12 protein-coding genes are annotated in these 13,593 nt (G+C 54.4%); 6 read left to right on the top strand and 6 right to left on the bottom strand.

All coding sequences use genetic code 11. The features are described 5' to 3' along the window. Positions 1-25 precede the first annotated feature (25 nt). From yacL to JLG71_RS23130, 5 genes are all read left to right on the top strand, one after another. A complete protein-coding gene (yacL, locus tag JLG71_RS23150) occupies positions 26-388 on the top strand; it encodes a protein YacL (protein WP_004098646.1) in 363 nt (120 codons plus the stop codon). A 182-nt stretch (positions 389-570) separates the two neighbouring features. Next, a complete protein-coding gene (locus tag JLG71_RS23145; RefSeq protein ID WP_025106505.1) occupies positions 571-1,524 on the top strand; it encodes a 2-keto-3-deoxygluconate permease 1 in 954 nt (317 codons plus the stop codon). Then, positions 1,521-2,792 carry a D-threonate kinase gene (gene dtnK, locus JLG71_RS23140; RefSeq protein ID WP_049078743.1) on the top strand — a complete coding sequence of 424 codons (1,272 nt, stop codon included), beginning with the start codon at positions 1,521-1,523 and terminating at the stop codon, positions 2,790-2,792. Before JLG71_RS23145 ends, dtnK begins: the two co-directional genes overlap by 4 nt. Next, positions 2,782-3,765 carry a D-threonate 4-phosphate dehydrogenase gene (locus JLG71_RS23135; protein ID WP_014227943.1) on the top strand — a complete coding sequence of 328 codons (984 nt, stop codon included), beginning with the start codon at positions 2,782-2,784 and terminating at the stop codon, positions 3,763-3,765. Before dtnK ends, JLG71_RS23135 begins: the two co-directional genes overlap by 11 nt. Positions 3,766-3,774: 9 nt before the next feature. Further along, positions 3,775-4,545, top strand: coding sequence for a DeoR/GlpR family DNA-binding transcription regulator (locus tag JLG71_RS23130; RefSeq protein WP_032748007.1), 771 nt, complete (start codon positions 3,775-3,777; stop codon positions 4,543-4,545). Between the two features lie 23 nt (positions 4,546-4,568). On the opposite strand, the gene speD is transcribed toward JLG71_RS23130, so the two are convergent. The 5 genes from speD to JLG71_RS23105 form a co-directional block, all read right to left on the bottom strand. Then, complete coding sequence (gene speD, locus JLG71_RS23125; protein ID WP_004098656.1) at positions 4,569-5,363, bottom strand: adenosylmethionine decarboxylase; 795 nt, start codon at positions 5,361-5,363, stop codon at positions 4,569-4,571. Between the two features lie 14 nt (positions 5,364-5,377). Further along, positions 5,378-6,241: a polyamine aminopropyltransferase gene (speE, locus tag JLG71_RS23120; RefSeq protein ID WP_004098658.1), complete on the bottom strand. Its 864-nt coding sequence runs from the start codon at positions 6,239-6,241 to the stop codon at positions 5,378-5,380. Positions 6,242-6,406: 165 nt separating this feature from the next. Then, positions 6,407-8,170, bottom strand: coding sequence for an FKBP-type peptidyl-prolyl cis-trans isomerase N-terminal domain-containing protein (locus tag JLG71_RS23115; RefSeq protein WP_200913841.1), 1,764 nt, complete (start codon positions 8,168-8,170; stop codon positions 6,407-6,409). After that, complete coding sequence (locus tag JLG71_RS23110) at positions 8,167-8,586, bottom strand: permease (protein WP_224237270.1); 420 nt, start codon at positions 8,584-8,586, stop codon at positions 8,167-8,169. Before JLG71_RS23110 ends, JLG71_RS23115 begins: the two co-directional genes overlap by 4 nt. Before the next feature lie 343 nt (positions 8,587-8,929). After that, entirely contained in the window at positions 8,930-9,277 is a 348-nt protein-coding gene (locus JLG71_RS23105) for a YacC family pilotin-like protein (protein WP_048262437.1), read from the bottom strand. Between the two features lie 146 nt (positions 9,278-9,423). On the opposite strand from JLG71_RS23105, the gene cueO reads away from it, so the two are divergent. Then, positions 9,424-11,025 (top strand): multicopper oxidase CueO, encoded by a 1,602-nt coding sequence (gene cueO / locus JLG71_RS23100; protein WP_200913840.1) that lies wholly within the window; start codon positions 9,424-9,426, stop codon positions 11,023-11,025. Between the two features lie 100 nt (positions 11,026-11,125). On the opposite strand, the gene JLG71_RS23095 is transcribed toward cueO, so the two are convergent. Next, a complete protein-coding gene (locus tag JLG71_RS23095; RefSeq protein WP_025106510.1) occupies positions 11,126-13,516 on the bottom strand; it encodes a glucose/quinate/shikimate family membrane-bound PQQ-dependent dehydrogenase in 2,391 nt (796 codons plus the stop codon). Between the last annotated feature and the right edge of the window lie 77 nt (positions 13,517-13,593).

Raw genomic sequence — 13,593 nt, 5'->3', positions numbered from 1 at the left:
CACTGCCCTTGCAGAGGAAAAGACTATGGATTACGAATTTCTGCGCGATATTACCGGAGTGGTAAAGGTGCGAATGTCGATGGATCATGAGGCGATCGGCCACTGGTTCAACGAAGAGGTTAAAGATAACCTTGCCCTGCTGGACGAAGTCGAGCAGGCCGCGCGCACCGTTAAAGGCAGTGAACGTTCCTGGCAACGCGTCGGCCATGAATACACGCTATGGCTGGACGGCGAAGAAGTGATGATCCGCGCTAACCAACTGGATTTTTCCGGCGATGAGATAGAAGAGGGGATGAGCTACTATGACGAAGAAAGCCTCTCGCTATGCGGCGTGGAAGACTTTCTTCAGGTCGTCAACGCCTATCGAAAATTTGTAGGTCAATCCTGAGCAACGTTAATCATTTCCACGGCCGGACAGTTATGTCCGGCTTTTTTTTTGGCCTTAACGGCCTGGTTTGATTTTTATTAATCATTTTAAAACTGTGATCTGGCGCGTTTGTGAAGTTTATTTGATTGAATATAATCTTTATGATTTTATTTAATCACAGCATAACAACAGGCGGGAAGACCATGAACATCAAAAAGGCTATAGAACGTGTACCTGGCGGCATGATGGTTGTGCCACTGGTGATCGGCGCCATTATCAATACCTTTGCCCCGCAAGCGCTTGAGATCGGCGGGTTCACCACCGCGCTGTTTAAAAACGGCGCAGCGCCGCTGATTGGCGCCTTCCTGCTCTGTATGGGAGCGGGAATTAGCGTCAAGGCAGCGCCACAGGCTCTGTTGCAGGGCGGTACCATTACGCTGACCAAACTCCTGATCGCCATTGCGATTGGCCTCGGCGTGGAACAGCTCTTTGGCGCTGAAGGGATCTTCGGCTTAAGCGGCGTGGCGATCATCGCCGCGATGAGTAACTCGAATGGCGGGCTTTACGCCGCGCTGGTTGGCGAGTTTGGTAACGAGCGTGATGTGGGAGCGATCTCCATCCTGTCACTGAATGACGGGCCATTCTTTACGATGATCGCGCTGGGCGCGGCGGGGATGGCCAACATTCCCATTATGGCGCTGGTCGCCGTGCTGGTGCCGCTGGTGGTGGGAATGATCCTGGGTAACCTCGATCCCAACATGCGCGACTTCCTGACCAAAGGCGGCCCGCTATTGATTCCGTTCTTCGCTTTTGCGCTGGGCGCAGGGATCAACCTTGAAATGCTGCTACAGGGCGGTCTGGCGGGCATTCTGCTCGGCGTGCTGACGACCTTTATCGGCGGTTTCTTTAACATTCGTGCCGACCGTCTGGTGGGCGGAACCGGGATTGCCGGCGCGGCGGCGTCCAGTACCGCCGGAAACGCCGTGGCGACGCCGCTGGCGATTGCCCAGGCCGATCCCTCTCTGGCAGAGGTTGCCGCCGCGGCCGCGCCGCTGATTGCCGCATCGGTGATCACCACCGCGATTCTGACGCCGGTCCTCACCTCATGGGTGGCTAAGAAGCAAGCGCGTCAGGTTGCAGAGGAGAAAAAAGCATGAAAATGATCGTTATCGCCGACGACTTTACGGGTTCTAACGATACCGGCGTGCAGCTGGCAAAGAAGGGGGCGCGCACGGAAGTGATGCTAACGCCGGATCAAAAACCTTCGCGTCGCGCTGATGTGCTGGTGATCAACACCGAAAGCCGCGCGATGCCTGCAGCTGAGGCCGGGAAAGCGGTAGCGCAGGCGTTAGCGCCGTGGTGCGATGGTGATGCGCGTCCGCTGGTTTACAAGAAAATCGACTCTACTTTCCGCGGCAACGTGGGGGCTGAAGTGACGGCGGCAATGCGTGCTGCAAACCGGAAGCTGGCCGTAATTGCGGCGGCTATCCCCGCAGCCGGGCGCACCACCCGCGACGGATTATGCCTGGTCAACGGTACGCCACTGCTGGAAACCGAATTCGCCAGCGATCCGAAAACGCCCATTATCTCCTCACGCATTGCGACGTTGATCGCCCTGCAAAGCGATATCCCGGTTCATGAAGTGTCGCTCGAAGACGTTCGTCGGGGGCAATTGAGCGCCCTGTTGACGGCTTTTTCCGCCGAGGGGGAGTGCATGGTGGTGGTGGATGCCGTGGAAGATCGCGATCTGTTGCTGATTGCCCAGGCTATTTGTGAACAAAAAGAGATGCCGCTGTTGGTGGGCGCTGCCGGGCTGGCGAACGCGCTACCGGTCAGCACCTTCATGCAGGAAAAGCAGGAGCTACCGGTACTGGTGGTGGCCGGATCGATGAGCGAGGCCACGCGGCGGCAGGTTGAAAAAGCGCTCTGCCAGGCGCGCGCCAGCGTCGTGGATATTGACGCCTCGCGGCTGGCCTCGGCGCAGTACGAGCAGGAAATGGCCGCGGCGGTTGAACAGGCCTGTGCGCTGCTCAGTCGCCAGCAGCACACCATTTTACGTACCAGCCGGAGTGCGGACGATCGGCAGATGATCGACGGCCTGTGCGCTCAGGCTGGCCTGAGCCGCCAGCAGCTCGGTGAGATGCTTAGCGAACGCCTCGGGATGATTACGCTGCGCATTATCGAACAGGCTCGTATTGGCGGGCTGTTCCTGACCGGAGGAGATATCGCCACCGCGGTCGCCGCCGCGCTCGGGGCGGAAGGCTATCGCATTCAGAGTGAGGTGGCGCCCTGTATTCCCTGCGGGACGTTCGTTAACAGTGAAATCGACGATCTGCCGGTTATCACTAAAGCCGGCGGATTCGGTTCAGACAGCACCCTTTGTGATGCGCTTTATTTTATTGAGGAGATGTACAGTGGTAACTAAAACAATTGCGATTACGATGGGCGACCCGGCGGGCATCGGTCCGGAAATTATTGTCAAAGCGCTTTGTGAAGACGAGCTCAACGGCGCGCCGCTGGTGGTGGTCGGGTGTCTGAAAACCCTGAAACGTCTGCAGGACAAAGGGCTGGCGGAAGGCGTCACCTTTCGCGCGATCGCCGAGGTCGCGGAGGCGCGATTTGCTCCAGGCGTGATTCATGTCATCGACGAGCCGCTGGCCCAGCCGGACGCGCTGGAGCCGGGTAAAGTGCAGGCCCAGGCGGGCGATCTGGCCTACCGCTGCGTGAAGCGGGCGACGGCGCTGGCGATGAAAGGCGACGTACACGCCATCGCGACCGCACCGCTGAATAAAGAAGCGCTTCATCTGGCCGGGCACAATTATCCTGGTCATACCGAGCTGCTGGCGACGCTGACTGAAAGCCGTGATTACGCCATGGTGCTCTACACCGACAAGCTGAAGGTCATTCATGTCTCGACCCACATTGCGTTGCGTAAGTTCCTCGATACGCTTAATGGCCAGCGCGTGGAGACGGTCATCGGCATCGCGGATCGCTTCCTGAAACGCGTCGGCTTCACCCAGCCGCGCATTGCCGTTGCCGGGGTCAATCCCCATGCGGGCGAAAACGGTCTGTTTGGCGATGAAGAAATACGCATTGTGTCGCCGGCCATTGAAAACATGAAAGCGAAGGGAATCGATGTTTACGGGCCCTGCCCGCCGGACACCGTGTTTCTACAGGCGTACGAGGGGCAATATGACATGGTGGTGGCGATGTACCACGATCAGGGACATATTCCGCTCAAACTGCTTGGCTTCTACGATGGGGTGAATATCACCGCGGGTCTGCCGTTCATCCGCACCTCTGCCGATCACGGCACCGCGTTTGATATAGCCTGGACGGGAAAAGCAAAATCTGAGAGCATGGCCGTATCGATTAAACTGGCAATGCAACTGGCGTAATTTCCTGTTATGAAAGGACAACACCGTCTGGATAAGATTGTGGCGTATTTGAAAAATCATACGCTGGTGACCGTGGAACAGCTGGTGGATGCGGTAGAAGCATCGCCTGCAACGATACGACGTGATCTGATCAAACTGGATGAGCAGGGCGTGATCAGCCGCAGCCACGGCGGTGTTGCCCTGCGGCGCTTTGAGCCTTCTCAGCCTACCACCAATGAAAAGCAGCTACGATCGCCTGCGGAAAAGCGGGCGATTGCGCGTTTTGCCGCCTCGATGGTGCAGGCGGGCGACGCGGTGGTACTGGACGCCGGCACCACCATGCTGGAGCTGGCAAAATGCCTGACCCATCTTCCGCTCAGGGTGATCACAGTCGATCTGCATATCGCTCTGTTTTTATCCGAATTCCGCCAGATAGAAGTGACCATCGTCGGTGGCCGCATTGATGACAGCAGTCAGTCCTGTATCGGCGAGTTTGGTCGTAAGATGTTACGTAGCGTCTATCCCGATATCGCTTTTATGAGCTGTAACAGCTGGAGCGTGGAAAAGGGCGTGACGACGCCGACGGAAGAAAAAGCGGGGCTGAAGCAGGAGATCATTGCCAACGCCCAGCGTAAGATCTTACTGGCCGACAGCAGCAAATATGGCGCCCACTCGCTGTTCAACGTCGCTCCGCTGAGCCGCTTCACTGACATTATTACCGATGGGGGGTTGCCTCTTCCCGTTCAGGCTGAGCTGAAAGCGCAGTCCGTTGCCCTTACGCTGGTACAGCCTGAACGTTAAGGATACCGCCAGCCGATACGGTGTTACACGCTCGGGATATTGCGTCCGTAGTAGATTTCGCGCATCTCTTTCCAGAGCAGGTCGGTAATCACCTTACGCTCCTCTTCGCTCAAATCTTCCGGCTTCGTGTGGAACATATAGTGCTTAAGGTCGAACTCCTTAAGTAACATCTTGGTATGGAAAATATTTTCCTGATAAACGTTCACGTCCACCATGTCATACAAAGACTTAATATCCTCGGACATGAAGTTCTGAATGGAGTTAATTTCATGATCGATGAAGTGCTTCATGCCGTTCACATCGCGGGTAAAACCGCGAACGCGATAATCAATCGTGACGATATCGGATTCTAGCTGGTGAATCAGATAGTTCAGGGCCTTCAGCGGTGAAATAACCCCGCAGGTTGAGACTTCAATATCGGCGCGGAAGGTGCACAGTCCGCCTTCAGGATGGCTTTCCGGATAGGTGTGAACGCAGATATGGCTTTTATCGAGATGCGCCACCACGGTTTCCGGTAGCGGACCCGGGTGTTCTGTCTGATCGATAAGCTGCGGATCGACAGGCTCTTCGCTGACCAGGATCGTCACGCTGGCGCCCTGCGGTTCATAATCCTGGCGGGCAATGTTAAGAATATTGGCGCCGATAATCGAACAGGTCTCTGACAAAATTTCCGTCAGGCGGTTGGCGTTGTAGAGTTCGTCAATATAGGCGATGTAGCCATCGCGCTCCTCTGCCGTTTTTGCGTAGCAGATATCGTAAATGCAAAAACTCAGGCTTTTGGTCAGATTGTTAAAGCCGTGCAGCTTCAATTTTTTCAATTTAGATCACCTCCTTACTTAACGGTGGATAGCGCATCCAGTAAATACTGCGGTAAAGCAAATGCCGCCGCGTGAATGGCCGGATTGTAATAACGGCACTTCAGGTTCGACTTGTGAAAACGGGCCTGGATGATTTCACTGGAAAGATGGCGCAGCGCTTCGTTGTCCGTGGCCCATGCGAAGGTCATGATGCCGCCGTAGTAGGTGGGAATCGCCGCCTGATAGAAGCTTACGTCGCTAAAGTAATGGCTGAGCTTGCGATGGCTATCGACGGCCTCATCCTGTTGCAGGAAGCTGACGCCGTTCTGAGCGACGAAGATCCCGCCTGGGTTGAGGCAGCGCTTGCAGCCTTCATAGAAGGCGGAAGTAAACAGGCTCTCGCCGGGACCGATAGGATCGGTGCAGTCGGAGATAATGACGTCAAACGTTTGCGCCGTCTGGTTAACAAAATTGACGCCATCGTCAATCACCAGGGTAAAGCGCGGGTCGTCGTACGCACCCGCGTTATGGTTGGGGAGGTACTGGCGACAGAATGAAACCACGCCAGCGTCAATTTCTACCATGGTGATGGTTTCGACGCTGCGGTGACGGGAGACTTCGCGCAGCATGGCGCCATCGCCGCCGCCGATAATTAACACATGTTTCGCCTGGCCGTGGGCCATCAGAGGAACATGAGTCATCATTTCATGGTAGATAAACTCATCACGTTCGGTGGTTTGTACCACGCCGTCCAGCGCCATCACGCGGCCAAAGGCTGCGTTTTCGAAAATAATTAAATCCTGATGATCGGTTTTCTCATGATACAGAACGTTATCAACGCTGAAATACTGACCAAAATGGTCGTGCAGCGTTTCATGCCACAGATTGCTATCGGCCACGGGCAGATCCTCCTTTGTTAACACCTGTTACACCCATTAAAAATGAGCGCAACATCATAGCCAACTATAGAAGATGATGCACGGTGGATATTTCAGCAAATGAAGCGTGGGGCATTACCCGTTCACAAAGAGGGGAAAGCGCCTCCCCGATGGGAGGCGCCAGGATCAGGGTTTTTTAGCCTGTGGTTCTGCCGCAGTGGCGTCAACGATTCTGACGGTATATACCATGGTCGCTCCCGGCGGGATTTTAGGCGGCTTGCCTTCGCTGCCGTAGGCGAGATTGGGAGGGATCACGACCGTTATCGCTCCGTGGTTTCCCAGCCGCTTGAGTGGCCCAAGGAAGATGGGAGGATAAGATTTCAGAGGCTGGGACCAGACTTTCCCCTCCGCTTCCATATCGTTAATGACGGTTCCGTCGGTAAGCGTTTCCTTGATGGTGACGGTAACGATATCGCTGTCGAGAATCTTGCCCTTGCCGGCATAATCTATGCGACTGTAAATGCCGTCTTTCAATACCACCCCTTTTTGCTTCGCGAAGTTTTGTTGATATTTCTTTCCTTCGCTAAGGGTTTGCTGTTCGAGCTTCTTTAGGTTCTGAAAGACTTTTTTAGACACATCGAATAAGGCTTTATTGCGCGCTTTCTCATCAAGGGCGATATCCCCTGAAAAAGAATCCATAATCCCCTGTAAAACGGTATCTTTACTGGTTTTTACGCCCTGAGATGCCCGGGTAGATAAGAGCTGCAGCACCTCCTCGCCCATCGATACGCCGATAGCGTAAGCCTGCCGCAGAGGCTCTTTTGCAAAGTCGATAGCCAGCGGCTTTTTCGCCTCGGCGTCAGCAAGCCTGGCCTTTAGCCGGGTAATTTCATCGGCGCTGGCCTGCTGTAGGGCGTTGTCCTGACCGGCCTGCTGACGGCCAGCATCCGCCTGAAGGGACGTCTGCGGCGTACTGATGATAACGGCGTCCAGTTTAGCCGTGAGCGCCTGTTTTTCTACTGCCGCGGCCGCCAGCTTTGTCGTTAAATCTGTTTTTTCCGCTTCACTGGCGTTGAGCTTCGCTATCGCTGCTTTCTGCTCGGTTTGAGACGCATCCAGTTTCGTTTGCAGCGCCCGCTGTGCGGCGTCAGCCGCGGCGAGTTTTGTTAGCATTTCCTGCTGAGCTGCCTCTGCAGCAGCGAGCCTTGTTGCGAGAGCTTGCCTCTCTTTCGCCTCTGTCGTGAACTTACCGGTGAGCGCTTGTTTCTCCGCTGCGGCCGCCGCCAGCTTTAAGAGCGTATCTTGCTTTTCTGTTTCCAGCGCCGCGAGCTTCTGCTGCAGGGATTGCTTTTCGGCGGTTGCCTCAGCCAGCTGAAGCTCAACTTTTTGTTTCGCGGATTCTACTAATGCCACTCTTTTTTCCTGCTGCAGCGTTTTATTTTCTGTGGCATTACGCTGGCCCTCGATCTGTTTTATTTCAGCCGCGGCGGATAGCGCGTTATCTATTAATTGTTGTTTTTCGGCTACGGCAGTCGCTAACTTTTTCTCAAGCAGCTGAATTTTATCTTTCAGCGCTTTTTGGTTGTCTGCTTCGGCGTTCACCGTGGCCGGCTTCGCATCAAGCTGCTGCCGAAGTTGGCGGATGAGTTTATCTTTTTGAGCAATGATTGCAGCCTGACGGGAAACTTCATGGGTATTCAGGACGGTTTTTTTATTCGTTGTTTTTGTATTATTGCTTTTCTCCTCAACGGGCTTTACCGGCTCGCTGATTTTTTTCGCCTGATGCTCTTTAGCATAATTTAAAAATGCCGGGCCTGAGGCATCGCTATTTGAGCTCGCCGTGACGCTGATAAGGGCGTCTTTTTCCGCATAGGCATCCGGCGATAGCGCCAGCACAAAAACTGCTGCCAGCGATACCGGATTGAAGTTTTTGGCTATTTTCCCGTTCATGGCTGAACATTTTCACCACGTTTAACAAGGCTATCGATCAGTTCCTTTTCAATATCAGCGCACAGCTTGATTGATTTGAACTGGTACATCGAATCGATCCCCTGTTTTGTCGGTTCTGCCACTTTACTGCGCACAGAATTATATTGTGATGCCGCGCTAAGCAGGGCAGTGAACTCATTGCCGAGTTTGTCCGCCTGTTTGGGGTTCACTTCTTTCAGCGACTCCAGCGCTTTACGGCAAGTGTCTAAACGCGCTTGCTTATCGGCGATTCTCTGCTGTTCGGTTTGCTGTTGGCTTAATGTCGACTCAGATAAGGGTTTCACTAATCCGGCGGATTGCCTGGGTTGTATTGAATTACAACCCGCTAATAAAATGAGGGCCAGAGGGGCTATGCTTGTAAATAAGGATCTGTTCAAGGTTTCATTCCATTGATAAAAAGAGGTGTTATCGGGCGATAATAGTGTGCGAAAAAGAAGAATGCAATAATAGAGTTTATGATTTTTGATGGCGTACTTTTAATATTAGTTATACCCGTCATATTTCACGCTGCTTATGCGTTGGCTACGCTCGCTTACCCCTTGCCGCCTTCAAGTAACTCTAATTATTTAGGGTATATATTAATATGTTGAATGCTTAATGAATTATCATTGAATTCTATGAATTGAGATATAAATTAAGTGCTGTTGTTAATTGAATTGCTATTATTATGCGGCGTCATAGCCGTATTCGCACGGCTACCGTATTATGAAATGAAGGGGGTTATTTCACGTAAGCGAGCAGGCTAAGCGAATCGCGGGCCAGCGCTTTGCATTTTTTAGTGGTGGGAATCTGGATTCCGCTAAGGTCCCGGTAGCTATCTTCGCCGAGCGCTTTCATATTGAAGCTGTCGTAATTGCTTAAATCCCATTGATTCTGCTGAGCAAAAAAGACCAGGGCACGGCGAATCTGCGCGTTAGGCAGATTTTGATAACCGCAGTCGTTCTTCAGGAAGACGAATACTGCCGTTAAATCAGCCATATCTTCCGCTTCGGACTCGCTTAATGCATAGCTATTGGCGGAGAGAGTCAGCAGGCTGCCAAGCACTATTGTTCTGAAAAGCGTCTTCATTTTTTCTACCATTGAATCACGGACAAACAAAGTTAGCACACTTCATTACAGTGCGCCGAGCTTTATTCTTACTCTTCTGCTTGACCTTCCTGTTGGGGGAGGGTTTAAGCTCAATTATTCACCAGCAGAATAAAAAGGATGTGAAAATGCAACGTCGTGAGTTTCTTAAACTAACCGCTGCGGTCAGCGTGGCCAGCGCATTGCCGCTATGGAGCCGCTCGGTTTTTGCCGCCAGCCGCCCATCTTTGCCTGTACCCGAACTGCTTACCGCCGACGCGCGTAATCGCATCTCGTTAATCATTCAGGCTGGAAAAACGCAGTTCGGCCCTCATCTGGCGACCACCTGGGGCTATAACGGCAATCTGCTGGGCCCGGCCCTACAGCTTAAGCAGGGTGAGGAGGCGACCATCGACATTCATAACCGTCTGGCGGAGGAGACCACCGTGCACTGGCACGGTCTGGAGGTTCCCGGCGCCGTGGACGGCGGTCCCCAGGGCGTGATTGCCGCCGGAGGCTCCCGCACGGTGACCTTTACCCCAACGCAGCGGGCGGCGACCTGCTGGTTCCATCCCCATCAGCATGGTAAAACCGGCAGACAGGTCGCGATGGGGCTGGCAGGGCTGGTGCTGATTTCTGATGCAGAAAGCGAAAAGCTGCTCCTGCCAAAGCAGTGGGGAATTGATGATGTCCCGGTGATTGTGCAGGATAAAAAATTCACCTCAGCGGGAGAGATTGATTATCAGCTCGATATTATGAGCGCAGCCGTGGGCTGGTTTGGCGATACGCTGCTCACTAACGGCGCGCTGTACCCGGAGCACGCTGCGCCTCGCGGCTGGCTACGTTTACGTCTGCTGAACGGCTGTAATGCGCGTTCTTTGAATTTCGCCACCAGCGATAAGCGGCCCATGTACGTCGTGGCAAGCGATGGTGGTCTCCTGGCTGAGCCGGTGAAAGTTAACGCGCTGCCGGTGCTGATGGGCGAGCGTTTCGAAGTGCTGGTAGATACCACTGACGGGAAGCCCTTCGATTTAATTACGCTCCCGGTCAACCAGATGGGGATGGCGATCGCTCCGTTTGATCGGCCGCAGCCAGTGTTACGCGTGCAGCCGCTGACTATCCAGGCTTCCGGTAAGCTGCCGGATGTGCTGGCCGCTATGCCAGCGCTGCCCTCGCTTCAGGGCCTGACTCAGCGTACTTTGCAGCTCTCGATGGATCCGATGCTCGATATGATGGGCATGCAGGCGCTGATGCAAAAATATGGCGACCAGGCCATGTCCGGCATGGACCATGGCATGATGATGAATCACGGAGAGATGGGGAATATGAACAATATGAACCACGGTGACATGGGAAGCATGAATCATGGCGGCACGGCGCAGATGAAGCACGGTAATAAGAAGTTTGATTTCCATAATGCGAATCGGATCAACGGTAAAGCCTTTGATATGAATGTTCCCCTGTTTGCGGCGGCGAAAGGGCAGTATGAGCGGTGGGTGATTTCTGGCAAAGGCGACATGATGCTGCATCCGTTCCATATTCACGGCACTCAGTTCCGTATTTTGTCCGAAAACGGTAAAGCGCCGGCACCCCACAGGAGCGGCTGGAAAGATACCGTCAGGGTTGAAGGCGATGTCAGTGAAGTACTGGTGAAATTTGATCACGATGCGCCGAAAGAACATGCCTATATGGCGCACTGCCATCTGCTGGAGCATGAAGATACGGGAATGATGCTGGGATTTACGGTGTAGAATTCGCTTCCCGTCTAAGGGCGGGGCGTGTGACTTGCTTCGATAGAAAAGAGAGAGATGTACCATAGGGAGAAGGCCCGGAAACCGGGCCTTCTGTTTTTTACTTCGCGTCGTCCGGTAAAGCATAAGCGACGATATAGTCGCCCATCTTCGTGCCAAACGAACCGTGACCGCCCGCAGAGATGACAACGTACTGCTTGCCATTCACTTCATAGGTCATCGGCGTCGCCTGGCCGCCCGCCGGCAGACGTGCCTGCCATAATTTTTCACCGTTGCTCATATTGTACGCGCGCAGGTAGTTATCCGCGGTCGCGCCGATAAACAGCACATTGCCGGCCGTCGAAATTGGACCGCCCAGCATCGGCATACCCATTGTGAACGGGAGCTTAATCGGCATCGGGAACGGCAGGCTATCCTGCGGCGTACCGATACGTTTTTTCCACACCACTTCGTTGGTTTTCAGATCCAGCGCGGAGATATAGCCCCAGGCTGGCTGTTTGCAGGGCAGACCAAACGGTGACAGGAACGGATTAAGCGTAACGCCGTAAGGGACACCGTACTGTGGCTGAATACCGGCTTCGGTACCGGAACCCTTGGCGTCTTTTGGCTGCTCCATCGGGTTACCTGGGCCGCGAGGGATCAGTTTTGAGACAAACGGCAGCGCCATTGGGTTAGCAATCGCCACCTGGCGGTTCGGATCGACGGAGATGCCGCCCCATTCGAACATCCCCAGGTTACCCGGGAATACCAGCGTGCCTTGTTCTGACGGCGGGGTGAAAATCCCTTCGTAGCGCAGCTGATGGAAGATAACGCGGCACACCAGCTGGTCGAACATGGTGGCGCCCCACATGTCCGCGCCGGTCAGGTCTTTCTTCGGACGGAAGCTCAGGTCGGAGAACGGCTGAGTTTTCGCGACGTAGTCACCTTTCGCCGCCCCTTGCGGAACCGGTTTTTCCGGCGCCGGGACAACCAGTTCACCGTTGCGGCGATCGAGGACAAAAATATTACCGGTTTTTGCCGGAGCGTAAATCACCGGCACGGTTTTACCGTTGACGTCGATATCCGCCAGCGTCGGCTGCGACGGCATATCCATATCCCACAGATCGTGGTGAACGGTCTGGTAGCTCCACGCCAGTTTACCGGTCGTCGCGTTCAGCGCCACGATGGAGCTGGCATAGCGCTCTTGTTCAGGCGTACGGTTGCCGCCCCAGATATCCGGGGTGGTTACGCCCATAGGCAGGTAGACCAGATCCAGCTTCGCGTCATAGGCCGCAGGCGCCCAGGAGTTTGGTGAATTCAGCGTGAAATGATGTTCATCATCAGGAATCGCGTTGGGATCTTTCGCGCCCGGGTCAAAGGCCCACAGCAGTTTACCGGTATTCACATCAAAGCCGCGGATAACGCCCGACGGCTCGCGGGTGGAGAAGTTATCGGTCACGGCGCCGGCAATGACGATAGTTTTGTCGGTAATAATCGGCGGTGATGTTGGTTCATACATACCCGGCGTAGTGACAGGCATGTTGGTTTGCAGATTGAGAATGCCTTTATTAGCAAAGGACTCACACAGCTTACCGGTTTCGGCATTGAGGGCGAACAGACGACCATCGTTGACCGGAAGAATGATCCGACGCGGGCAGTCGGCAACCACATCCGCCGGCGCGTTATCCGCTTTGGCTTCATGATATGAAACGCCGCGACAGGTCACGTGCTGGAAAGAGGGGTCAGCGTTGAGCTGCGGATCGAAATGCCACTTTTCTTTACCGGTGGCCGCGTCAAGCGCGAACAGGCGCTGATGAGCGGTACACAGATAAAGCGTGTCGCCCACTTTAATCGGCGTGACTTCATTGGTGATTTCACCCGGATCGTTAGGCTGCTTGAGATCGCCCGTACGGAAGACCCAAGCTTCTTTCAGGTTCTTCACGTTATCGGCGTTGATCTGCTTCAGCGGCGAGTAGCGCTGGCCTTCCTGATTGCGGCCATACGCCGACCAGTCACCATCGGCTACGTCGGAGATGGGGGCCGCTGGCGTTGCATCAGCGCTCAGCGTACCGTTGACTTCCTGCGGGTCGTTGAAGCCGGCCCAGGTCAGGATACCGCCGCTAATCAGCAGGGCGACAACCAGCCCGGCAACCGCGCCAGAGGAGGGAATCGGCAGGCGGCGCCAGACAAACGGCAGGATAAGCCAGATGCCGAAGAAGACCAGAATGTCGCTACGCGGGGTCAGCGCCCAGAAGTCGAAACCAACTTCCCATACGCCCCAGATCATAGTGGCAAGCAGCAGCGCGGCGTACAGCCAAAGCGCAGAACGCTTTCCGCGGAACAGCATGACGGTGACGCCAAGCATGACCAGGCCTGCGACAGGGTAGTACCATGAGCCGCCAAGAGCGACCAGCCAGGCCCCGCCCGCTAAAAGATACAGGCCACAGAACGCTGCAAAAAGAGCCGTCAGCGTCACGAGTAGCCGTGATTGTTGAGATTTTGTTTCTGCCATAGAAGGACACTCGTTTGTTTGTTAATTTTTTAACTGCAATTAATTATAGGATTTAACAAGTGTGATCGGAATCACAA

The sequence above is a fragment of the Klebsiella michiganensis genome, assembly GCF_015139575.1.
In the GTDB taxonomy this organism is placed as follows: domain Bacteria; phylum Pseudomonadota; class Gammaproteobacteria; order Enterobacterales; family Enterobacteriaceae; genus Klebsiella; species Klebsiella michiganensis.
This window is presented reverse-complemented; position numbering and strand designations above follow the sequence as displayed.